The organism is Streptomyces sp. DSM 116793 (assembly GCF_057320905.1).
On record NZ_CM170494.1, the window covers coordinates 9,129,147 to 9,152,111 of the forward strand.

The 22,965-nt window shown below is 75.1% G+C and carries 18 protein-coding genes and 1 pseudogene; 12 read left to right on the forward strand and 7 right to left on the reverse strand.

What is annotated here, in order from left to right:
* Positions 1-84 precede the first annotated feature (84 nt).
* Positions 85-2,262 (forward strand): xanthine dehydrogenase family protein molybdopterin-binding subunit, encoded by a 2,178-nt coding sequence (locus tag ACSMXW_RS36160; RefSeq protein ID WP_485802702.1) that lies wholly within the window; start codon positions 85-87, stop codon positions 2,260-2,262.
* 243 nt (positions 2,263-2,505) lie between these two features.
* Here ACSMXW_RS36160 and ACSMXW_RS36165 read toward each other — a convergent pair whose 3' ends face one another.
* The 4 genes from ACSMXW_RS36165 to ACSMXW_RS36180 form a co-directional block, all read right to left on the reverse strand.
* Complete coding sequence (locus ACSMXW_RS36165; protein WP_485802704.1) at positions 2,506-2,952, reverse strand: nitroreductase family deazaflavin-dependent oxidoreductase; 447 nt, start codon at positions 2,950-2,952, stop codon at positions 2,506-2,508.
* 204 nt (positions 2,953-3,156) lie between these two features.
* On the reverse strand, positions 3,157-4,173 hold the full coding sequence (locus tag ACSMXW_RS36170) for a PHP domain-containing protein (RefSeq protein WP_485802706.1): 1,017 nt from the start codon (positions 4,171-4,173) through the stop codon (positions 3,157-3,159).
* A 380-nt stretch (positions 4,174-4,553) separates the two neighbouring features.
* On the reverse strand, positions 4,554-6,089 hold the full coding sequence (locus ACSMXW_RS36175; RefSeq protein WP_485802708.1) for a hydrolase: 1,536 nt from the start codon (positions 6,087-6,089) through the stop codon (positions 4,554-4,556).
* A gap of 646 nt (positions 6,090-6,735) precedes the next feature.
* Positions 6,736-7,710, reverse strand: a complete 975-nt coding sequence (locus tag ACSMXW_RS36180) for a cation diffusion facilitator family transporter (protein WP_485802710.1) — start codon at positions 7,708-7,710, stop codon at positions 6,736-6,738.
* Between the two features lie 372 nt (positions 7,711-8,082).
* Between ACSMXW_RS36180 and ACSMXW_RS36185 the strand changes: the two genes are divergently transcribed.
* Positions 8,083-9,207: an MFS transporter gene (locus ACSMXW_RS36185; RefSeq protein ID WP_485808520.1), complete on the forward strand. Its 1,125-nt coding sequence runs from the start codon at positions 8,083-8,085 to the stop codon at positions 9,205-9,207.
* 105 nt (positions 9,208-9,312) lie between these two features.
* Here the strand turns inward: ACSMXW_RS36185 and ACSMXW_RS36190 are convergent, their stop codons facing one another.
* Positions 9,313-10,344 (reverse strand): glutathione S-transferase family protein, encoded by a 1,032-nt coding sequence (locus ACSMXW_RS36190; RefSeq protein ID WP_485802712.1) that lies wholly within the window; start codon positions 10,342-10,344, stop codon positions 9,313-9,315.
* A gap of 386 nt (positions 10,345-10,730) precedes the next feature.
* Between ACSMXW_RS36190 and ACSMXW_RS36195 the strand changes: the two genes are divergently transcribed.
* Positions 10,731-12,536, forward strand: coding sequence for a thiamine pyrophosphate-requiring protein (locus ACSMXW_RS36195; protein WP_485808522.1), 1,806 nt, complete (start codon positions 10,731-10,733; stop codon positions 12,534-12,536).
* Here the strand turns inward: ACSMXW_RS36195 and ACSMXW_RS36200 are convergent.
* On the reverse strand, positions 12,517-14,658 hold the full coding sequence (locus ACSMXW_RS36200; RefSeq protein ID WP_485802714.1) for a protein kinase domain-containing protein: 2,142 nt from the start codon (positions 14,656-14,658) through the stop codon (positions 12,517-12,519). The genes ACSMXW_RS36195 and ACSMXW_RS36200 overlap by 20 nt on opposite strands.
* Before the next feature lie 500 nt (positions 14,659-15,158).
* Here ACSMXW_RS36200 and ACSMXW_RS36205 point away from each other — a divergent pair, with 500 nt between their 5' ends.
* From ACSMXW_RS36205 to ACSMXW_RS36215, 3 genes are all read left to right on the forward strand, one after another.
* On the forward strand, positions 15,159-16,124 hold the full coding sequence (locus tag ACSMXW_RS36205; protein WP_485802716.1) for an LLM class F420-dependent oxidoreductase: 966 nt from the start codon (positions 15,159-15,161) through the stop codon (positions 16,122-16,124).
* A gap of 35 nt (positions 16,125-16,159) precedes the next feature.
* Positions 16,160-16,528, forward strand: a complete 369-nt coding sequence (locus ACSMXW_RS36210) for a VOC family protein (protein ID WP_485802718.1) — start codon at positions 16,160-16,162, stop codon at positions 16,526-16,528.
* Between the two features lie 129 nt (positions 16,529-16,657).
* Positions 16,658-16,933, forward strand: coding sequence for a hypothetical protein (locus ACSMXW_RS36215; RefSeq protein WP_485802719.1), 276 nt, complete (start codon positions 16,658-16,660; stop codon positions 16,931-16,933).
* A 318-nt stretch (positions 16,934-17,251) separates the two neighbouring features.
* On the opposite strand, the gene ACSMXW_RS36220 is transcribed toward ACSMXW_RS36215, so the two are convergent.
* The gene (locus ACSMXW_RS36220; RefSeq protein WP_485802721.1) at positions 17,252-18,511 is read right to left on the reverse strand and encodes an FUSC family protein; all 1,260 of its coding nucleotides are present in this window, start codon (positions 18,509-18,511) and stop codon (positions 17,252-17,254) included.
* Positions 18,512-18,867: 356 nt separating this feature from the next.
* On the opposite strand from ACSMXW_RS36220, the gene ACSMXW_RS36225 reads away from it, so the two are divergent.
* From ACSMXW_RS36225 to ACSMXW_RS36250, 6 genes and pseudogenes are all read left to right on the forward strand, one after another.
* Positions 18,868-19,053, forward strand: a complete 186-nt coding sequence (locus tag ACSMXW_RS36225; protein WP_485802723.1) for a hypothetical protein — start codon at positions 18,868-18,870, stop codon at positions 19,051-19,053.
* The gene (locus ACSMXW_RS36230) at positions 19,050-19,505 is read left to right on the forward strand and encodes an MrpF/PhaF family protein (protein WP_485802724.1); all 456 of its coding nucleotides are present in this window, start codon (positions 19,050-19,052) and stop codon (positions 19,503-19,505) included. Before ACSMXW_RS36225 ends, ACSMXW_RS36230 begins: the two co-directional genes overlap by 4 nt.
* Positions 19,498-19,731 (forward strand): annotated as a pseudogene (locus tag ACSMXW_RS36235) (Na(+)/H(+) antiporter subunit B); the annotation flags it as partial. The gene ACSMXW_RS36230 and the pseudogene ACSMXW_RS36235, both read left to right, overlap by 8 nt.
* A 161-nt stretch (positions 19,732-19,892) precedes the next feature.
* A complete protein-coding gene (locus ACSMXW_RS36240; protein WP_485802725.1) occupies positions 19,893-20,633 on the forward strand; it encodes an MnhB domain-containing protein in 741 nt (246 codons plus the stop codon).
* Entirely contained in the window at positions 20,633-20,980 is a 348-nt protein-coding gene (locus ACSMXW_RS36245; RefSeq protein WP_485802726.1) for a sodium:proton antiporter, read from the forward strand. Before ACSMXW_RS36240 ends, ACSMXW_RS36245 begins: the two co-directional genes overlap by 1 nt.
* Positions 20,977-22,725, forward strand: a complete 1,749-nt coding sequence (locus ACSMXW_RS36250) for a complex I subunit 5 family protein (protein ID WP_485802728.1) — start codon at positions 20,977-20,979, stop codon at positions 22,723-22,725. The genes ACSMXW_RS36245 and ACSMXW_RS36250 overlap by 4 nt, the downstream gene beginning before the upstream one ends.
* The last annotated feature ends 240 nt before the right edge of the window (positions 22,726-22,965 follow it).

The window sequence follows — 22,965 nt, forward strand, 5'->3', positions numbered from 1 at the left end:
CAGCCCGGCCGCCGGGACCAGGCGCGCGGCGCGCGGGCGGCACCCCCTGGCAACCGACCGACGCTGCTACGGAAGGAACTGGCGATGCGTCACACCACAGCGGCACCCGGCACCCGGGCGGCCTCCGGCCCGGCCACGCCGACCGGTTCCCCGGACGGTCCGGTCCTCGGCGACCCGGTCGAGCGCCGCGAGGGCCACGAGAAGGTCATGGGCGCCGCCCGGTACGCGGCGGAGTACCACCCCTACAACTGCGCCCACGCCTGGCCCGTGCCCGCCACCGTCGCGCGCGGCCGGGTGGTCCGGGTGGACGACCGCGCCGCCCTGGACATACCCGGCGTGCTCGCCGTCCTCACGCCCGCCACCGCGCCACGGCTGGGCGACGCGGGCGACCCCACCCTGAACGTGCTGCAGAACGACAGCGTGCCGCACCGCGGCTGGTACGTGGCGCTCGTCGTCGCCGAGACCCTGGAGACGGCCCGCACCGCCGCGGCCGCGGTGCACATCGAGTACGAGACCGCCCCGCACGACGTCACCCTGACCGCCGACCACCCGGACGCCTACGTCCCCGAGAACGTCAACGGCGGCTACCCCGGCATCCGCGAACACGGCGACCCCGACGCCGCCTTCGCGGCCTCCCCGGTCCGCGTCGACGCCGCCTACCGGGTGCCGCCCGAGCACAACCAGCCGATGGAGCCGCACGCCGCCACCGCGGAGTGGCAGGGCGACCGGCTCGCCGTCTACGACTCCGACCAGGGCGCAAGCGCGGTCGGCACGGCCCTCTCGGCGCTCTTCGGACTCCCCGAGGAGAAGATCACCGTCGTCGCCGAGCACGTCGGCGGCGGCTTCGGCTCCAAGGGCACACCCCGGCCCCACACCGTGCTCGCCGCCATGGCCGCCCGGCAGGTCGGCAGGCCCGTGTCGCTCGCGCTGCCGCGACGGCACCTCGCCGCTGTGGTCGGCCACCGGCCCCCCAGCCTGCACCGGATACGGCTCGGAGCGGAGCCCGACGGGCGGCTGACGTCGCTGAGCCACGAGGTCACCACCCAGACCTCGCGGGTGAAGGAGTTCGTGGAACAGGGCGCCACGCCGAGCCGGTCGATGTACGGCTCCCGGCACAGCCGCACCCTGCACCGCGTCGTCCCGCTCGACGTGCCGACGCCCTCCTGGATGCGCGCCCCGGGCACCTGCCCCGGCATGTACGCGCTGGAGTCGGCCATGGACGAACTGGCCGAGGCCGTCCAACTCGACCCCGTCGAGTTGCGCCTGCGCAACGACACCGACCGGGAGCCGGACAGCGGCCGGCCGTTCAGCAGCCGGCACCTCGCGGAGTGCCTGCGCGAGGGCGCCGAGCGGTTCGGCTGGGCCGAGCGCGACCCCCGGCCCGGTCGCGACCGCAGGGGAGCGCTGCTCATCGGCACCGGCGTCGCCTCCGCGCTCTACCCCGTCCACTTCCAGCCGTCCCTGGCCGGCGCGCACGCCCACCCCGACGGCACCTGCACCGTGCGGGTCGCGGCCGCCGACATCGGCACCGGGGCGCGCACCGTCCTCGCCCAGATCGCGGCCGACGCGCTCGGCGTGCCGCTCACCGCGGTGCGCACCGAGGTCGGCAGCAGCGCGCTGCCGAAGGCACCGGTCGCCGGCGGCTCGTCCGGGACGGCGTCCTGGGGCACCGCCGTCCACGAGGCCTGCACCGCGCTGGCCGCGCGCCTGCGGGAGCACCGGGGACCGCTGCCGCCCGAGGGCCTTGACGCGCACGCCGACACCGCCCACGCCGCCGACCGCGGGGCGGACCACGCACGCAGCGCCTTCGGTGCGCACTTCGCCGAGGTGCAGGTGGACACCGACAGCGGGGAGGTGCGGATCCGCCGGATGCTCGGGGTGTTCGCCGCCGGGCATGTGCTCAACGCCCGCACCGGCCGCTCCCAGTTCCTCGGCGGCATGACCATGGGCGCGGGAATGGCCCTCATGGAGGGCAGCACCATGGAGCCGGCCTTCGGCGACTTCACCGAGACCGACCTCGCCCTCTACCACGTCCCCACGCACGCCGACATCGGCGACATCGAGGCGCACTGGATCGACGAGGAGGACGCCCAGCTCAACCCGATGGGCAGCAAGGGGATCGGCGAGATCGGGATCGTCGGCGCGGCCGCCGCGATCGGCAACGCGGTGTACCACGCCACGGGTGTGCGGTATCGCGAGCTGCCGCTGACGCCGGATCGTGTGCTCGGCGGTCTGGGTGCTTTCGCCGCTGCCGCGGCGTGAGGGCCGGTCCGCAGGTTCCGCCGGGTCCCCCGGAATGCCCTTGCCGACTGCCTGCGGCAGTCGCGGCGGGGTAGGGGGCTGTTGTGGCCTGCCGGCTGCCGGTCTCTTGCGGTTGCGCGCGCAGTTCCCCGCGCCCCTTCCGGGGCGCGGCCCCACGGAGGGACGCGGCCGTATGAGGGGCTCGGGGGGCTGCGCGACCGGGCTCTGCGCAGCAGCACATCGCCCGGCTCGGGGCGGTTCGGCTCAGTGCGGGGCGGGGGCCCGCTCCAGTACGAAGACCGGGATCTCGCGGTCGGTCTTCTGCTGGTAGTCGGCGTAGTCGGGGTACGCCTCGACGGCGCGCCGCCACCACAGTGCCCGCTCGTCGCCGGTGACCTCGCGTGCCGTCATGTCCTGGCGCACCGGGCCGTCCTGCAGCTCCACCCGGGGGTCGGCCAGCAGGTTGTAGTACCAGACGGGGTGCTTCGGGGCGCCGCCCAGCGAGGCGACCACCGCGTAGGCGCCGTCGTGCTCCACCCGCATCAGCGGCGTCTTGCGGATCTTTCCGCTCCTGGCACCACGCGACGTCAGTATGACCACGGGCATGCCGCGCAGGGTGGTCCCCTCCGTGCCGCCCGAGCTCTCGTACAGCTCGACCTGATCGCGGGACCGCTGGCTCGTGCTGGGCTCGTACTCGCCGGTGAGTGGCATCTCTCTGTTCCCTTGCAGTGTCGCGGATGGGGCTGCGGCCGGCCGGGCGTGGCCCGTGGCCGTCGTACCTTCGTCTGCAACGCACACGGGCCGCGCAAACATCCACACCCGACACGCCGGGTGCGATGGGTCACGCGGGGCGGTGGAGCAGGGGCCGACGGGCAGCGGGGTGAGGGGATCCGGCCTCCTGGGCGCTGCCCGGGATCAGGGGGGCCGCCGGGTCCCGGCCCACTCCAGCAGCTCGTCCGCGCTCCAGGTGGTGATGATCCGCCGGGCCGGCACCCCGCACTCCTCGGCGCGGGAGCAGCCGATGATCTGCCAGTCGAGCTGGCCCGGCGCATGGGCGTCGGTGTCGACGGCGAACAGCGTGCCCGCCGCCAGCGCGGTGCGCAGCAGCCGGAGCGGCGGGTCGCGCCGCTCCGGCCTGCTGTTGATCTCCACGGCCGTGCCGGTCTCCGCGCACGCGGCGAAGACCTCCTCGGCGTCGAACTCCGACTCGGGCCGCCTCCGCTCCCCGACCAGACGCCCGGTGCAGTGCCCCAGGATGTCCGTGCGGGGATCGCGCACGGCCCTGATCATCCGCCGGGTCATCGCGGCCGTGTCCATCCGGAGCTGCGAGTGGACGGAGGCGACCACCACGTCGAGCCGCTCCAGCAGCTCCGGCTCCTGGTCGAGCGAGCCGTCGGGGAGGATGTCGCACTCGATCCCGGTGAGCAGCCGGAAGGGCTCCCACCGTGCGTTCAGCCGGGCCACCGTCTCCAGCTGCCTGCGCAGCCGCTCGGCGGACAGCCCGCGGGCCACGGTCAGCCGGGGCGAGTGGTCGGTGAGCACCGCCCAGTCGTGCCCGAGCCGGGCCGCGGTCGCCGCCATCTCGTCGATGGGGCTCCCGCCGTCGGACCAGTCGGAGTGCAGATGGCAGTCCCCGCGCATCAGGCTCCGCAGCCGCTCGCCGCCCTCGGTGAGCGGTTCCTTCTCCCGTTCCAGCCGCTGCAGGTAGCCCGGCACCCGGCCGTCCAGCGCCTCCGTCACCACCTGCGCGGTGCGCGGCCCGATGCCCCGCACCGACTGGAGGGTGCCCGCGGCCGCGAGTTCCCGCAGCTCGTCCTCCCGCATCGCCTCGACCGCGGCGGCGGCCGTGCGGAAGGCACGGACCCGGTAGGTGGGGGCCTGGGCCCGCTCCAGCAGGAACGCGATCCGGTCGAGCGCTTCGACGGGAAGCATGGCACCTCCTGCGTCCAGCGTGGCCCAGCCACGGCGGCAGCGCATGGCGACGGCGTCGCCGGGGCGACGAGGCCCCGGCGACGTGCTTCGGGAGCCGGCAGACCGAGCCCCCTGCGGCCTGGTGCTCGGGCACCGGTAAGCCCTTGTGGTCTGGAGGCCCCTGCGGTCTGGTGCTCGGGCACCGGTAGGCCCCTGCGGTCTGGTGCTCGGGTACCGGTCGGAAGTGGTGGCGCGTGCGGTCCCCGCGCCCCTGGGCCGTCCCGCCTCCAGGATTCTCCCTCCGCGGGCACCGCCGCGGTTCCCCGCGCCCGCGGCGCTGCCGCTGTGGGACGCCGGTGCCCCGACGCTGTCGTCGCTTGCTCGCGCGGTTCCCCGCGCCCCTACTCGCCGGCCCGGGGTGGTGGGGCCTGCTCCGGCACCGCCGTGGTGCAGGAGCCGGCCAGGTGCCGTGCCCGCTCGGGCACGGGGGCGCGCCGCGCCGCGGGGTGTCCGGGCGTATCGCCTCCGTGCTCGGGGGAGAGGAGGGTCCCGGCGGAGGGGGCCGTGTGGTCCGGTGCCGGGTCGGGGCAGGGCTCGGGGGCGGCGGTGCCCGGGCGCAGGCCACCTCCGCCGGCCGGCTGCGCGGTGGCCGTCGGCGTGCAAGGCGCCGGGTCCCTACCCGTGCCGTGCAGGGCTCGGAGCGCGGCGTCGGGACGGAGGCCGGGGGCGGGGCGCGGCCCGGCTTCCGGGGCACCGGCCGGCGGCGTCCCGACCGGGACCCCGGTCGCGGCGGGTGCCCGGGGCGGCGCCCAGGCCCGGCTGCCGAGGCCCGGTCGGGGCACGGCACCGCCCGGTGCCGCCGATCCCGCCCGGGAGGCGTTGCCCGCCGGCCACAGCGTGGTCGTCACGGCCGCGCCCAGCGCCAGCGCCGAGGCCAGACCGACGCCGGTGAGCAGTGCCCTGGCGTAGCCGCGCGACGGTGCCGCGGGCTCCCGTGGGGGCGCCGCCGCGCCGGCGGCCGGACCGCCGTCCGCGGCGCCCGTCGGAAGGCGGTGCCGCCCGGGACGCCGGTGCCAGCCCGGCCGGGGCGCGGCCTCCGCGGGTCCGGGACCGGCGGGTGAGGCATCCGGGCGGCCGGGCCGGGAGGCGAGGTAGTCCGCCGCCGGACGGCCCAGCACCGCCTGCCCGAGCAACTCCCCGAGCCGGCGTTCCAGCATGTCCAGCTGCTCCGCCGCCGCGCCGCAGTCCGGGCAGTCCAGCAGATGCTGGCGGACGTCGGGCAGCAGGGTCCCGCCGCGCCGGGTCTGGGTGTCGAGCAGCCGGTTGTAGACACGGCAGAGGGGCTGCCCCGCGCGCTCCGCGTGGGTCCCCAGCAGACCGGACCTGAACTGCCCGCGGGCCAGCTCCAGTTCGGTCAGGGCCGAGCCGATGTCGAGCGCGAGCAGCGCCGCGGGCACCGAGACCGGTTCGGCCTCGACCGCGGTGTGCCACAGCAGGCACTGCCCCGTGGGCGACAGGCCGCGGAAGGAGATCAGCGCGAGCCGCCGGTCGCCGGCGGCCGCGAGCCCCGGCGGGGCGGCGCCCGCGGCCCCGGCCTGGCCTGCCCAGTGCGCGTCGAGCGCCCACGTCTCCGCGGTGTGGCGCACCGTCATCAGCAGTTGCGGGCGCAGGGCCACGGCGGGCCCGGTCCTGCCGAGACCCCTGAGCACCTGGTGCAGGGCCGCCGCGGCCAGCGCGCCGGCCCGGCAGCCCGTCAGCTCCGCGCAGAGCGCCGCGTAGTCGTGCACCTGCTCCCAGTGCCGCTCCACAAGGATGCCCAGAGGGCGGGGATCCGCGCTCCACGAGGGCGTTCTGAGGGATGCCGCGAGCGCCGCATCGGACTCCTCCTGGAGCGGTTCGGGATCGGGCGGATAGCAAGGATGCGGGGGGCGGTGCATGGGCACAGAGGCTTTCCTTCCGAGCCGAAGCAAAGCACGCGGAAAAAGGGCGGAAACAGCGGGCGGAACCACGGGAAATCCCCGAACGGGCCAGCGCCCCACGGGTCTTGGGTACGGGGCGGGCCCGGGGACGGAATGCCGTACCGGAGGTGCGCGGAAGCCCCGTGAGCAGGTCCGGCCCCCGGTCCCTGCGGAACCGGGGCCACCCTGGCACACGCCGCTCACCTGGGACAAGCGACGGCGGCAAGGGCCACGGCGAAGGGTGAGCGCCGCGTCGGCGAGGGCCCCGGGGGCTCGTACTCCTATACGAAAAAGCGACGTTCCTTCGACGGATGATCACCCTGCGCGGAGCGCCCGCGAGACACACCGGCGCCAGGCCCGCATTCCCCGGTCCGCTCGCTCCGCTGCCCCGTCGCTACGCCCCCTCCACCTCACACGGCGGGCTTTTCCCGCCGCGCCCGAGCCTTTTCTTCCATCGCGGCGCCACGGGCCGTTCCGGCTCTGCGCCGCTGCCTTCTTCCCGTGGCCCATGGCTTCCCGCGGTACGAACGCTTCGCATGCGGCTCGAACGTTCCTCTCCCGCCGCATGAGCGTTCCGCTCCCATGGCCCCGCTCCCGTGGCCCCGTCGCTCCCTCTCCCGTGGCGCTACCGCCCGGGCCCCGCGCCCCCTCTGCGTGCTCCCGCCCTTGTCAGCGCGGTGCCCGCGGTCCGCCGCGGCGGTGATTCCGTGACGTCCAGGAAGATCTGGTCGGCCTCCGGCACGGCGTCGTGCACCGATGACTTGATGCGCTCGGAGACCAGTTCCACCTCCTCGCTGTCCAGGCCGGGCCGGAGGTCGATACGGGCCGCCACCAGGGTGGAGTCCAGACCGAGCCGCATGGTGAGCAGCGACTCGACGTTGTCGATCTCCGGCTGGGTACTGAGCAACTCCCGGATCTCACGCCGCAGCACGGGGTCGGCCGCCTCTCCGATGAGCTGGTCCCGGGCCTCGCGGCCCAGCCGGTAGGCGACCTGGACGAGGAGCAGTCCGATGGCGAACGACGCCGACGCCTCCCAGACGACCTGTCCGGTGACCATGTGCAGCGCCAGCCCGGCCAGGGCCAGCGTCACACCGAGCACCGCGGTGCCGTCCTCTGCGAGCACGGTGCGCAGCGCCGGATCCCGCAGCCCCTCGGACCCGGGATCGTTGCGCGCCTGATGGACCGCCCGCAGCAGGGAAGCGCCCTCGAAGAGCAGCGCGACGCCGAGCACGATCAGGCCCGCCACATAGCCGGCGTGGCTCTCCCCGGCACCGTTCCGCAACGCCTCGAAGCCCTGGAAGACGGAGAAGCAGCCGCCCATGACGAAGATGCCCACCGCCGCGAGCAGCGACCAGAAGTAGCGTTCCTTGCCGTACCCGAAGGGGTGCCGGCTGTCCGCCGGGCGGCGGCTGCGGTGCAGCGCGGCCAGCAGGAACAGTTCGTTGAGGCTGTCGGCGACCGAGTGCGCGGCCTCCGACAGCAGCGCGGGCGAGCCGGAGACCAGCCCGCCCACGGCCTTGGCGGCGGCGATCGCCAGATTGGCGCCGAGCGCCACCAGAACGGTGAGGCGCGTCTTGCGGTCCGAGGATGTCCCACTCACTCCTGCCCCAGGTGCTCTCGTCCCATCCGCCGCCTGCCGCGCGGGGCCGTCAGGCCGGGCCGGAGGCGGATGGCCGCGCCGCCGGGCCGCAGGCGGCGGCAGCGCGGATGCGTCGTCGGCCACGGTGGAACGCCTACCCGGCTTCGTCCCGTACGTGCCCGCTCTTTTGCGACAGGAGCCGCCCACCTCCCGCGAGAGCGGCGGCGCGCACGACCTGCGGCGCGGGCGCCGCGCACCCCGTGGCGAGGCCCCGGTGCGCGGCGCGGATCACGCGCTCGTACCGTGGACGGCGTGAATGCTCCACGTCAGAGCGGTGAACGAAGGGTGCGGCGACCCGGTTACCTCGCCGCCGCGGTGGTCTTCACCGTCGGCATGGCGGGCATGACCCTGCCGACGCCCCTCTACGGGCTCTACCGGGCGGAGATCGGCTTCTCCGAGCTGATCGTGACGGTGGTCTTCGCCGTGTACGCCGTCGGGGTGATCGGGGTGCTGCTCGCCCTGGGCGACTTCTCCGACCGGGTGGGCCGGCGGCCCGTGCTGCTGGCCGCGATGGGGCTGTCCGCGGGCAGTGCCCTGTGCTTCGTCTTCGAGGGTGGGCTGCCGCTGCTGTTCCTCGGCCGGCTGCTGTCCGGCTTCGCCGCCGGGTTGCTCAGCGGCGCCGCCACCGCCACCGTGCTGGAACTGGCCCCCGAGGGGCGGCAGTCACGGGCCGGCTTCGCGGCGACCGCGGCCAACATGGGCGGCCTGGGCTGCGGCCCGCTGCTGTCCGGGCTGCTCGCCCAGTACGCGCCCCACCCGCTGCGGCTGCCCTACCTGGTGCACCTCGCCCTGGTGGTGCTCTCCGCCCTGGTCATCCTGCGGCTGCCGGAGACCGCGGGCCGGGCCGGGCCCGCCTGGCCGCCGCGCCCGCCGGGGCTGAAGGTGCCGCCCGCGGTGCGCGGCGTGTTCACGGCGACGTCCCTGGCGGCCTTCGCGGGGTTCGCGCTGCTGGGGCTCTTCACGGCGGTGGCGCCCAGCTTCCTCGCGCAGACCCTGCACGAGACCGACCTGGCCGTGTCCGGCGCGGTGGTCTTCTCCGTCTTCCTGGGCTCGACGATCGGCCAGCTCCTCACCGGCCGCCTGGGCATCCGCCGTGCGCTGCCCGTCGGGTGCCTGCTGCTGGTCCTGGGGCTGCTGATGGTGGCCGGCTCGCTTGCCCTGCGGACGCTGGACCTGCTGGTGGCGGGCGCCCTGTGCGGGGGCTTCGGCCAGGGACTGGGCTTCCGCGCCGGCCTGACCGCGGTCGGCCGGGCCGCACCGGCGGACCACCGGGCGGGCACCATCTCGTCCTTCTTCGTCGTCGCGTATACGGGCATCTCGCTGCCGGTGGTGGGCGTCGGGGCGATGGCCGTCTGGCTCGGCCTGCGCGACGCGGGCCTGGTGTTCGCGGGGTGCGTGGTGGCGCTGGTGGCCTGCGTGGGGCTGTATGTGCTGCGCCGGCCGCCGGCCACCGCCTGACGGGAGCCGGTCCGCTGAACGAGCCCGCCACGGCCGGCGGGCCGGCCGCGGCCGACGGGTTCCACCCCGGCGGGGCCCGCCGCCGGCAGGCCGGGGAGCGCCGACTCAGGGCCGCCCCGCCGGCGGCACCTCCTCCGCCGCGGGCACCGGGCCGGGCGGCGTGCCGTCGCCGAAGGGACGGCCGCCCAGCTCCGCACGGTGGTGCGGGGTCAGCCAGCCCTGGAGATCCGGGCCGACGGGAACGATTCCGGACGGGTTGATGCCGGTGTGCACCCGGTAGTAGTGCCGCTTGATGTGGTCGAAGTCCACGGTGTCGCCGAAGCCGGGGGTCTGGTACAGGTCCCGTGCGTACGCCCACAGCACCGGGTCCTCGGACAGCTTCCAGCGGTTGCACTTGAAATGCCCGTGGTACACGGCGTCGAAGCGCACCAGCGTGGTGAACAGCCGGATGTCCGCCTCCGTGATGGTGTCCCCGACCAGGTAGCGGCGGTTCGCAAGGCGGCGCGACACCTCCTCGAGACGGTGGAAGAGCGCCCGGCAGGCCTCCTCGTACTCGTCCTGCGTGGTGGCGAAACCCGACTTGTACACCCCGTTGTTGACGTCCCGGTAGACGCCCTCCATCACCTCGTCGATCTCGTCGCGCAGCGGCTCCGGATAGAGGTCGGGCGCGCCGGGCCGGTGCAGGGCCCGCCACTCGGTGGCGAGATCCAGGGTGATCTGCTGGAAGTCGTTGGTGACAAGGCGTCCGCTGGGCACGTCCACGATCGCGGGCACGCTGACCCCGCCCGGGTAGCCCGTCTCCCGGGCGTCATAGGCCTCGCTGAGGTAGCGAATGCCCAGCACCGGGTCACGGCCGTCCGGGTCGAGCGTGAAGCGCCAGCTCCGGTCGTCCTGGATCGGGTCGGTGACGGCCAGCGACAGGGCGTCCTCCAGGCCCAGCAGCCGGCGGGAGATCACCGCCCTGCTCGCCCAGGGGCAGGCGCGGCTCACCACCAGCCGGTAGCGTCCGGCCTCCACCGGCCAGCCGTCCCGGCCGTCGGCGGTGATGCGGTCCGCGAAGTGGCTCCGTGACCGCTTGAACGGCTTCTTGCCGTAGGCGCTGTTGCCGGTCCGCTCGTCGAGGGTGCTGCTGCTCATGTCCGGGCTCCTCTCCCGGGGTGCCGGCGTGGCTGTACGCCGTCCCCGGCCAGGTCGCGGTGGTGCCCAACCCCTCCATCCCGTTCCTCTGCCGATCGTACGTCGGCCCGTCGTGCGCCGGCGCCTCGTTCCCCGCTTCCCGGGCCGGTTCTGCGCCAGGCCTACCCGGCCTGCCCGGCCCGTCCGGCCTGTCCGCCGCCGGCCGGGCCCACGCCGGTCCGGCAGGGCCCCGCCACGGTGCCACGGCGGCGCGCGGGTACGGCTGTGTGCGCGGGGCCGGGGGCATCCGGCTGTCTTGACGGCTGTTTTGCGGGGTACCCGCACGCGCACCGGATCCCGGGCTCCGGCAACGCCTCCGTGAGGAGAAGAGAGAGGTTCCCGTGACGATGAAGGTGTCCGACCACATCCTGGAACGGCTGCGCGAGTGGGGCGTGGAGCATGTCTTCGCCTACCCGGGCGACGGCATCAACGGCCTCCTCGCGGCCTGGGAGCGGGCCGGCAACAAGCCCGAGTTCATCCAGGCCAGGCACGAGGAGATGGCCGCGTTCGAAGCCGTCGGCTACGCCAAGTTCTCCGGCCGGGTCGGCGTGTGCGCCGCCACCTCGGGGCCGGGCGCGATCCACCTGCTCAACGGCCTCTACGACGCCAAGCTCGACCACGTGCCCGTGGTCGCGATCGTCGGCCAGACCAACCGCAGCGCGATGGGCGGCTCGTACCAGCAGGAGGTGGACCTGCAGAGCCTCTATAAGGACGTCGCCTCCGACTTCTGCGAGATGGTGACGGTGCCCGAGCAGCTCCCGAACGTGCTCGACCGCGCCATGCGCACGGCCGCCGCCGAGCGGACCGTGACCGCCGTGATCGTCCCCGCCGACGTGCAGGAGCTCGACTACAGCCCGCCGCAGCACGCGTTCAAGATGGTCCCCTCCAGCCTGGGCATGGCCCGGTACGCGCCGGTGCCCACCGACGACGACATCGGCCGGGCCGCCCGGCTGATCAACGAGGGCGAGAAGGTGGCCGTGCTCATCGGGCAGGGAGCGAGCGGCGCCCGCCGGGAGGTCGAGGAGCTCGCCGACGTGCTCGGCGCCGGCGTCGCCAAGGCCCTGCTCGGCAAGGACGTCCTCCCGGACACCCTGCCCTATGTGACCGGCTCGATCGGGCTGCTGGGCAGCCGCCCCTCGTACGAGATGATGCAGGGCTGCGACACACTGGTCGTCATCGGCTCCAGCTTCCCGTACACGCAGTTCATGCCCGAGCTCGACCAGGCGCGGGCCGTGCAGATCGACATCGACCCCCACATGGTGGGGATGCGCTACCCGTTCGAGGTCAACCTCGTCGGCGACGCCGCCGAGACCCTGAAGCGGCTGCTGCCGCGGCTCGACCGCAAGAAGCACGGCAAGTGGCGGCAGAAGATCGAGAAGGACAACGCCCGCTGGTGGGAGGTGATGGAACGGCGCGCCGCCGTCGAGGCCGACCCCGTCAACCCGGAGTACGTGGTGCACGCGCTCGATCCGCTGCTGCCCGACGACGCGATCATCGCGGCCGACTCCGGCTCCGCCGCCAACTGGTACGCCCGCCACCTGCGCATGCGCGGCACCATGCGCGGTTCGCTGTCCGGGACGCTCGCCACCATGGGCCCCGGGGTGCCGTATGTGATCGGCGCCAAGTTCGCCCACCCGGAGCGGCCCGCGGTCGCGATCGTGGGCGACGGGGCCATGCAGATGAACGGCATGGCGGAGCTGATCACCATCGCCAAGTACTGGCGGCAGTGGAAGGACGGGCGGCTGATCGTCGCGATCCTCAACAACCACGACCTGAACCAGGTCACCTGGGAGATGCGGGCCATGTCGGGCGCCCCGCAGTTCCTGCCCTCGCAGGAGATCCCCGACGTGCGTTACGCGGACTTCGCGCGCTCCCTCGGTCTGGGCGGTGTGCGGGTGGAGAAGCCGGGCGACGTCGAGGGCGCCTGGCGGTCCGCGCTCGCCTCGGAGCGGCCCTTCGTCGCGGAGTTCTGCACGGACCCGGCCGTCCCGCCGATTCCGCCGCACGCCTCGCTCGACCAGATCGAGGCGGCCGCCGCGTCGGTCCTCAAGGGCGACAGCGACCGTGCAGCGATGGTCAGGCAGGGCTTCAAGGCCAAGGTCCAGGAGATGCTGCCGGGCGGCCACCGGAGCGTCAGCGAACGCTCGCACTGAGCGCCGCACGGAACTCGCCCGCGCCGGCCGTGACGATACGGGGGCTGTCGATCAGCGCCGCGTCGATCACCTGGGCCAGCCGCCGGGGCACCGCGGGGTTGCGCCGGCGGAGCGGCACGGGCGGCTCCCGCAGCAGCACCGCCAGCGGATCGGCGCCGGGCGGCACCTCGCGCGGCACGGCGCCCGTGAGCATGCGGTACAGGACTGCCGCGGTGGCCCACACATCCGCCTCCGGGCCCGCGCCGGCGTCGTCCACCAGCCGGACGCGCGGCAGGTAGCCGACCGGGTCCGCCCGGGCACCGGTCCGCGTCAGCCCCGCGAGTCCCGCCCGGTCGAAGGCCGCGGCGAGCCCGAAGTCGCCGAGCTTGACGACGGGCGGTGCCGCGGTGTCCCCGCCGCCGGACCCGTCGGCGGGCCGCCGGAGCGGGGCCACGGTCGAGGGCCCGGCCCCGGTCGGGGGCCGGGTCAGGAAGATGTCGGAAGGCTTGACGTCCAGGTGCGCGAGCCCCGCCGGTCCGGTGTCCGGACGCGTGGTCTCCTCCGTGCCGGTGCCCGGATGCGCTGATCCCGCCGGTTCGGGGCCCGGGTGTGTGGGGCCCACCGTGCCGGCGCCCGGGTGCGTGTGCCTCATCGCGCCGGTGCCGGGATGCGGGGGCCGCATCGCGCCGGTGTCCGGATGCGCGGAGCCGACCGTGCCGGTGCCGGCCCGTGGGCGTGTCGCGTGGGCGCTCGCGAGGGCGTCCAGCACCTGGAGGGCGATGCCGACCGCCTCGGCGGGCGGCAGCACACCGCCGCGTGCGGCCAGCAGGTCCTCCAGCGTGCCGCCCGCGGCGTACTCGGTGACCACGCAGAACGCCGCGCCGTACGCCCCGGCGCCGTACAGGCGCAGGATGTTCGGGTGCCGCAGGCCGCGCAGCCGTTCCAGCCGCGCGAGGAACGCGGCGCGGTTCCCCGGTGCCACCGGGCCCCGGGCCTGCATCAGCTTCAGCGCGACCTGCGCGCCGGTGCCGCGGTGCCGGGCGAGGCAGACGATCCCGTACCGGCCTCTGCCGATCTCCCGCACCACCTCGTAGCCGCGCAGCGCGTCGAGGCAGCCGTCCTGTGTGAGGCCGCCGCCACGCGCCGGGCCGTCTTCCCGCGCGATGCCGCGGCCCCCGGCGGGGCCGCCGTTCCCCGCAAGGGCGCCGTCCCCCGCCAGGTCCCGGTCCACGGTGCGGTCACCGCACTCGGCCGCGCGGCGCAGCAGCTCGCGCAGCACGGCCATCGGACGGCTGCGGCACCGCTCACAGGTGGTGTCGCCCGTGCTCCGGCTCCGGCCCCGGTCGCGGTCGGCGTCCGGCGTGCAGTGGGGGCAGCGGGCGGGCGCGGGGAGCGTCCCGGGTGCCGTGACGTCGGCGGGGCCCGGGACCGCGGCGGGCCCCTGTCCCGTGCCGGGCGCGGTGGCCGGACCGGGCGACGAGACGGTGTGGGGCGCGGCCGATGCGCCGGGTGCCGTGGGCGCGGGTGCCGGGGCCGTGCCGGGCGTCGCTGTCGGGCGAGGCGACGGTGCCGCATCCGGTGCCGCATCCGCATCCGGTGCCGCGTGCGTATCCGCATCCGCATCCGGTGCCGGGCCGGGCGCCGGCATCCCGCCGGGTGCCGGTGTCTCGCCGGCCGCCCGGATGCCGACCCGCAGCACGGTCCCGCCCAGCCGCACCTCGTCGCCGTCGGCGAGGTCCCGCTCGGCGGCGCCCGGCACGGCCCGTCCGCCCGGGCGGTGTGCGAGCTCCTCGCCGTTGACGAAGGTGCCGTGGGCACCGGCCAGGTCCCGTATCCGGACGTGTGGCGGACTGATGTCGAAGAGGCAGTGGAACCGGTCGGCGCCGGTGTCGTCCCGGGGCAGCCGCAGCCGGCACTCCGCCGCGCGGCCGGCCAGGAGCACGGTCCGCTCGCCGAAGGGGGACTCGCTGCCCGCCGTGGGCCCGGTCAGCACGGACAGGGTGACCGCGGCCGCCGCGGAGGGTGCCGCGTCCGGCGGCGGGACCGCGTCCGGCCCGGGCACCGCCCCGTCCGGCCGTAGCAGGGCCCCGCGGGGCACGCCGCCGGGTCCCTGCCCGACCGCGCAGGGTACTTCGTCGGCCATCCGCTCCCGCCTCTGTCGCGTACTCCACTGCCGGAGGACAGGGCCCATCCTGCCCCGCATCACCGGCTCTGGCCAGGGGTTCTTGGAGGGGAGAAGGCTTTCCGCGGTGTCCTCGGGGCCGCTGACCTCCTCGGTTCGACGGAAGAATCCAGACAGGGCGGGCGGCGGCCGCGATCGTGTGCCGCGCGGTGCACGGCCACCGGCCGTCCCGTCACCGGGGCGCGGTTCCGCGGCGCGATGCGGTGGTGTGATGCGGCGGTGCCCGGAATCCGCCGGCCGCGTGGTGCCCGACGGGACGGTTCCCCGACCGGCGTTCGGCGCCCTGGAAGCGCGCCGCGTAGGGCGCCGGGCGGAGCCCATGGAACGCGGCGAGCTCGGAGCCGCCCGGCGCGTGTCCGCCGGGCGGAACCGCCCGGAGCGCGGTGCCCGTGGGAGCGTGGGCCGCACCGTGCCGAGCGGGCCGGAGGTTTCACCCGTCCGCCGCGGGCAACCCAGTGCCCATGGCGCACATCGGATACACGATGATGACGGAACAGGCCGGCCCCCGTGAGCTGGTCGAGCACGCCGTGGCCGCCGAGCAGGCCGGGTTCGACTTCTCCGTCACCTCGGATCACTACTTCCCGTGGCTCGCCTCCCAGGGGCACTCACCCTATGCGTGGAGCGTGCTGGGCGCCGCCGCCCAGGCCACCTCGCGCATCCCCCTGATGACCTACGTGACCTGCCCGACGACGCGGTACCACCCCGCGGTCGTGGCGCAGAAGGCCGCCACGGTCCAGATCCTCGCCGAGGGCCGCTTCCGCCTCGGGCTCGGCAGCGGGGAGAACCTCAACGAGCACGTGGTGGGCCGGGGCTGGCCGGCGGCGCACGTCCGGATCGGGAAGCTGGCGGAGGCCATCGACATCATCAGGGCGCTGTTCGAGGGCGGCTATGTGAACCACCACGGCCGCCACTTCGACGTCGTCGACGCCAAGCTGTGGGACCTGCCGGAGCAGCCGCCTCCGATCGGCGTGGCCGTCTCCGGGGAGCGCTCCTGCGAGGTGGCCGGCACCAAGGCGGACGTGATGATCGCCACCGAGCCCAAGCGGGAGCTGATGGACGCCTTCGACCGGCACGGCGGCCGGGGCAAGCCCCGGGTGGGCCAACTGCCGGTCTGCTACGACCCCGACCGCGCCGCGGCTGTCGCCCGCGCCCACGACCAGTTCCGCTGGGCGGTCGGGAGCTGGCCCGTCAACGCCGAGCTGCCCGGGCCCGCCGGCTTCACCGGGGCGACCGCGTATGTGCGCCCCGAGGACATCGCGGAGGCGGTACCGTGCGGTGACGACGTCGACACGTTCGTCGAGGCGGTCAGGCCGTACGCCGAGGCCGGCTTCACCGAGATCGCGCTGGTGCAGATCGGCGGCGACCACCAACTGCCGTTCATCGAATGGGCACACAGCAAGCTCCTGCCGGCGCTGCACGCCCTGTGACCGCAGCGCGACCGGAACCCGAAGGAGACCCCTCGATGGCCATCGCGACCTACACCCTCACGGCCCTGGACTGCCCCGACCCTGCGGCGCTCGCCGACTTCTACGCCGGGATCCTCGGCGGGCAGGTCAGCGAGTACGACGAGAACTGGTACGACCTCCACCTGCCCGGGGGAGCCCGGCTGGCGTTCCAGCGTGCCGAGGGGCACCGCGCACCGGACTGGCCGCAGGCCGACGACAACTCCCAGCAGCTCCACCTGGACTTCGACGTGACCGACATCGAGGCCGCGCAGCGCGAGGTGCTGGCCCTCGGCGCGGAGCCCCTCGACCTGGACGACCAGGGCGGGCAGCGCAGGTTCCGGGTGTACGCGGACCCGGCCGGGCACCCCTTCTGCCTCTGCTGGTGACGCCGTCGGCGGCGCGGGTGGGCGCCGTACCGCCCGCGGTTTCGGGGACCGGCCCCGAGGTACCCGCGGCGCAACGGAACCGCTCACCGCGGCGGCCCGCCGGCCGCCGTCGCGAAGGAGGACGAGGCAGTGGCCGACCAGCGCAGGGAAGGCACGGACGACCGCCGTCCGGACGGCGGTCGGCGGAAGCCGGAGCCGGTGCCCCGCGACATGCCCGACCAGCAGTTCCACGGCCGGGAGGACCGCTGGGACCTGCCCCGGGAGCGGCAGCGCGACGACGCGCGGGACGGCGAGGAGGACGAGGAGTTGCCTGACACGGACGAGTCCGGCACCGGCAAGCGGGGTGCGCCCCGCTCCGGCGGCGCGCACCCGGACCATCCGGTACCCGACGAGCCGTCCGGCTGAGTCTCCGGGCCGGCGGCCCCGGTGGGGGGCTGTCTTCGTGCGGTTCAGCCCGGAAGGGGCTCAGCCCCGGGAGGGGCGCGGGGAACCGCGCGATCAAGCCCCACCGGCCGTCCCACTGCCGTGAGGGCGTGGGAGGCACCCCCACAGGCGGGAGACCGCAAGGGGCTCGCTCGGCCCGGTGGCCCGCCGCGGCGCGCCGTGGCCGGGCGCCCACGCGTCGGAGCCGCAAAATGTGACCGCCCCGCCCCGCCCCAACCGCTACCTGGGTAGCCGGCCGCAGAGCGGGTCGCGCCCACGCGGGCGAACCGCACAAGGCCCCTACCGGGGCGCACCCCGCAGGCCGAGCCACCGCTTGCGCAGCCGGCCCATGCGGCGGTCCGCCACGCGGCGCAGCCGCATCAGGCGCGGATGGCGCTCATGGAGCATGCGCGTGCTGCGGTCCAGTTCCTCCATCAGGCGGCGCGAGCGGTGCTCCATGTCCAGCTCGTCGAGGATGCGGTTGACCTCGGTGAGCAGCGCGCCGTGCAGCTGCCACTGCTCGGGGTTGCCCTGCACCAGTTGCAGCAGCATCTGGGCGACGGAGTCCCGGCGGGCCACCGCCGCGGCCAGCTCCGAGCGCAGCCGGGCCTCGGCGGTCTCCGCGTCCTCGCTGGTGCGGGTGGTCACCAGCACCGCGAAGCTGACGATCGCGTCCGCGATGTGCGCCAGCAGCTCGCGCACCGCGAGTGACACCTCCGGCTCCAGCAGCCACTGCTGCTCGCGCTCGCGCGCCAGGTCGGTGAGGGTGCGGGCGATGACGCGCAGCACCACCGTGCAGATCTCCAGGGTGTCGAGGCCGGTGCGCAGCACCACCCGGTGCAGCCGCCCCTCGCGCACCCGCGGGTTGAGCCGCAGGCTGTCCTCGGCCTGCCGCAGCGACGCGTCCACCTCGGAGATGTCATGGTCCAGTTGGCGCGCCTCCAGCAGGCGGGCCGTGGCATGTTCCACCGGGGTGTAGGAGTCGAGCTGCTCGCCCAGGTGCAGCAGCAGCCTGCGCATCCGGCGGGCCAGGTCGAGCAGGGAGTCGCCGGCCGTCTCCACCCAGACCGGCGGCGCGAAGAAGAGGTTGAAGAAGAGGCCTGTCAGCGCCCCGATCAGGGTCTCCAGTACCCGGTCCCAGGCGTTGGAGGCGACCTGGGTCACGCCAAGGACGAGCATGGCGCTGATCGCCACCTCGACGACGAACTCCCCGGCCCGCACATAGCGCCCGATGGTCAGCGACGCGATGATGATCAGGGCGAGGCTCCACCAGGTGAGGCCGACCAGCGAGCTGAACACGACGGCGATGACGACGCCCGCCACCACCGAGTTCACCCGCCGCACCCCGGTCTTGAGGGTCGCGTACAGCGTGACCTGGACGACCAGCAGCGCCGTGAGCGGAGCGGTCAGCGGGGCCGGCTGGTTGCTGAGCTGCTTGGCGATGACGTACGCGATGGTCGCCGCCACCGTCGACCGCAGGGCCTGGGCCGCCACGGGATCCCGGAGCGGCTTCCTCATCCAGGCCCAGGCGGGGGCGAGACGGTCCGTTACCACGCGCATCTTTGGTCACTTCCCTTTCGCCCTGGTCCGGACACCTGTAGGCCGCCGCCGCGGGTATGACGGGCGGTCAGCGCCGGGGCGGTCCCGCCGCCCGCGCCGATCGCACGGGCATGCGACGCGCCGCAGGGGGAACGGGAGGGAGTGGGCCGCGGACCCGGGCGTCCACCGCACATTCTGACCGGCATGTGGACGCCTGCCATACGCGGCACACCGCCCGTGCCGCCGCCCGCGCGTTGTGCGCCGGCGGGGTACGCACGGTGCTTGGATGGCCGGGTTGACGTGACGAGGAGCACGGCCCCGGTGAGGACGGTGCCGCCGTCCGGCGGCCGGGCCGCGGCGGTCGGCGGAGGTGACGCATGGCACGAAAACCCGGACGGGCCGCGGCCGTCGCCGAGACGGCGGCATGGGCAGCAGCCCTGCTCGTGCTCTGGCTGATGCTGATCTCCACCGTGGACCGGTGGGAACTCCTGGTCGGAGCCGCGGCCGCACTGCTCTCGGGCGCCGCGGCCTGCGGCGCGCGCCGGGCGGTGACCCGCCGGTGAACGGCTGGCTGCTCGCCGCGGCCGTGCTGCTCGCCGGGGGAGTGGGCGCGGCCGTGCGGGGCGTCGCCACCGGCCCGCTGCACCGCAGGGTCATCGCCCAGAACCTGTCCACCTCGCTGGTCTGTGTCGCCCTCCTGCTGCTGGCGCAGGGCTACGGCCGCTCCGCGTACGTCGACGCGGGCCTCGAACTGGCGATCCTCGGCCCGGTGGGCACCCTCGTGTACGCCCGGCTGCTCGCCGACGAGCTGCGGCCCCACGGGCCCCGTGCGCCCCGGCTCACCGCGGCCGCCGCCACCGGCACCGCCGTCGCGGTCGTCGCGCTCGCGGTGGCCGCCGGCGGCGGCCGGGCCGGCGTGAAACTGCTGTTGATCGGGGCACTGCTGATCACCGGCAACGTGGTCGCCTCGCGCGCCCTGGCCGGCGGCATCCACGAAGGGGCACGCGATGAATGACGCGCTCATCGTCATCTCCCTGCTGCTGGTCGCCGCGTCGGCGACCGCGGCGGTGGCGGTGCGCGAACCGGAACGCCAGGCCCTGGTGCTGGCCGTGCTGGGCCTTGGTCTCGCGGTGCTGTTCATGGTCCTCCAGGCCCCCGACGTCGCCCTGTCCCAGCTCGCGGTGGGCTCCGCCCTGACCCCGCTGCTGATCCTGCTCTCCGTCCGCAAGGTGCGGCGCAGGGCGGGCGGCCCGCGGGGAGGCCCCGGCCATGCCACGACAGGCCGGACCGCCGGCGGCGGACCCGGCAGCGGCGGGCCCGGCGGGTCCGGCACCGGCGGCCGGACCGCCACCGGCCGGTCCGGCAGCGGCGAGCCGGGGGAGCGCCCCGAGGGGGCGGGCGGATGAGCGGACGGCTGCGGATGCTGCTGCTGGCTCTCGGCAGCGCCGGCTTCGCCGCGCTCTTCACCGCGGCCTGCCTGCGGCTGCCGCACTTCGGCACCGCATGGCACCCCTACGGCGCCCGGGCCGTGCGGGCCGCACTCGGCCGGCACACCGCCAACGTCATCTCGTCCGTCAACTTCGACCAGCGGGCCTTCGACACCCTGGGCGAGGAGAGCATCCTCTTCGGCGCGGTGCTCGGCACCGTCGTCCTGCTCCGCCAGACCCGCGGTGAACGGCAGGCCGGCCCGCTGCCGGCCACCGTCGTCCGGCCGGTGCGGCGCTACGCCCTCGTCATGCTGCCCGTCGCCGCGCTCGCCGGCCTCTACATCGTCGCGCACGGCCAGCTCAGCCCCGGGGGCGGCTTCCAGGGCGGCGTGGTGGTGGCGACCGCCCTGCACCTGCTGTACATCGGCGTCGACTACCGAGCCCTGGAGCGGATCCGCCCGATCGGCGTCTACGAGGTGGGCGACGCGGCCGGCGAGGCCGCCTACCTGCTGATCGGCGTGGCGGGTCTGGCGGGCGGGTCCGCCTTCCTCGCCAACACCCTGCGGCCGTACGGCACCTTCAACACCATCCCCTCGGGGGGCACCGTGCCGCTGCTGAACGCCGCCATCGGCATGGAGGTCGCCTGCGCCGTCGTGGTGCTGCTCGCCCGCTTCCTCGACCAGGCCGTGGAGATCGTGGAGGAGAGCGGAGACTGATGTCCGTACTGCCCTACCTCGTCGCCGGCTGGATGTTCCTCGCCGGCTGCTACGGGCTCGCCACGAGCAGACACCTGGTGCACGCGGTGGGATGCCTGGCGGTGTGCCAGTCCTCCACCTACGTCCTGCTGCTCGCCGTGGGGTACCGCACCGGCGGCACCGCACCCGTCTTCTCCGACCTCACCCCCGGCTCGCGGCCGCTGGTCGACCCGGTGGTCCAGGCCCTCGCGCTCACCGACGTGGTGGTCGGCGCCACCGTCACCGCGCTGCTGCTCGCGCTCGCCATCCAGGTCGCCAAGCGGCACGGCACGGTCGACCCGGACGAACTCTCCGAGCTGCGCGGATGAGCCGCCTGCTGCCGCTGCTCGTCGCCCTGCCGCTGTGCGGCGCCGCCCTGCTGGTCGCCGCCGGGCGCGGGCTGCGCCGTGCCGCCGCCGAGGTGCTGGGCCTCGCCACCGCGTCGGCCACCGCAGGCCTCGCGCTCGCCCTGCTGTTCACCACGCCCGACGACACCCTCGAATGGGTGGGCGGCTGGACGCCCCGGCACGGCGAGAGCGTCGGCATCGTCCTCGTCGGCGACCGTGCGGGCGTCGGGCTCGCCGCCCTGGTCTCGCTGCTCGTGGTCGCCGTGCTCGTCTACTCCTGGCGGTACTTCGAGGAGCCGCCGCGCCGCCACGCGGGCAGCTTCCCGGGCCTGGTACTGCTCTTCCAGGCGGGCATGTGCGGCTTCGCCCTCACCGGCGACCTCTTCAACGCGTTCGTCTTCTTCGAGTTGATGAGCGTGGTCGCCTACGCGCTGACCGGCTACCGCGTGGAGGATCCCAAGGCGGTGCAGGGCGCGCTGACGTTCGGGGTCGTCACCTCCCTCGGCGCCTACGCCACGCTGCTGGGCATCGTGCTGCTGTACGCCCGCACCGGTGAGCTCGGCATGCGGCAGACCGGCGCCCGGCTGGACGCCCAGGGCAGCCCCGACGCACTGGTACTCGCCGCCTTCGTGCTGATCCTCACCGGCCTGCTGGTGAAGTGCGCGGCGGTGCCCTTCCACTTCTGGCTGCCCGACGCGCACGCGGTCGCGCCCACACCGGTGTGCATGCTGCTGTCCGGGGTGATGGTCGAGCTCGGCGTCTACGGGGTGTGGCGGGTGCACGCCACCGTCTTCGCCGGTTCGGGCGGCATCCCGGCGCCGTCCGTGACCCGGGCCCTGATCACCCTCGGGGTGCTCACCGCGGCGACCGGCGCCGTGATGTGCTGGCAGCAGCGGCACCTCAAACGGCTGCTGGCGTTCTCCACCATCGCACACACCGGCCTCTTCCTGGTCGGCATCGGGCTGCTCACCCCCGAGGGCAGGGACGGCATCGCCCTGTACCTGCTCGGCCACACGGGCGTGAAGGCGGCCCTGTTCGCCGGCACCGGGATACTGCTCGACCGCTACGGCAGCGTCGACGAGCACGAGCTGCACGGCCGCGCCCGCGCACTGGGCTCGGTGGCCTGCCTGTTCGCGGCCGGCGGTGTCGCGCTCGCCGGACTGCCGCCGTTCGGCACCGGCCTCGGCAAGGCCGTCACAGAGGAGGCCGCGGGCGGGCCGCTGACCGTGCTGTTCGTGGTGGTCTCCGCGCTGACCGGGGGAGCGGTGCTGCGGGTCACGGCCCGGGTCTTCCTCGGCTGGGGGCCGATCCCCGCCTCCGACCGGCCGTACGAGACCAGCGGTACCGACGAGGAGCCGGAGACCGGTGGCCGCCTCGGCCGGGTCCCGCTGCCCATGCTGGCCGTGCCCGCCGTGCTGCTCACCGCCGCGCTGCTGGCCGGGGCCGTGCCGGGGTGCGCGGCCGCCGTCGGGCGGGCCCTCGGCACGAGCGGTGCCGCGCCGCCGCACTGGTCGGCCGTGGGCGTCGGGCTCGGCCTCGCGTCGACCGCGCTCGCCGTCGCCCTCGCCGCGCTCGCGGTGCGCACCGGGTCGCTGCACGAGGGGCTCCACTGGGCCAGACCGCTGCGGCGCCTCCACTCCGGCCACATCGGCGACTACGTCGCCTGGCTGCTCGCCGGCACGGTCCTGCTCGGCGCGCTGGCGCTGCCGGGGGGGCTGTCCGGCTGAGGCACATGCCCCGGGCAGCCCTGCGGGCCCGACCGCTGCGGAGCCACCCACCTGCCTGTGGTCAGGGGCGGCAGATGCTTCCCCCTTCGGGGCGGTGGCGACCCGGCGGCCCGGTGCGGCTTGCCGCTCCCGCACTGCCTGAAAGGCGTGGGAGGTGCCCCCGGTTCCCCGCGCCCCTTGGGGCCCCGGCGTTTCCTCGCCGAGCGGCACCGCCCCACCGAGTCAGCGCGGGGCCGGCAC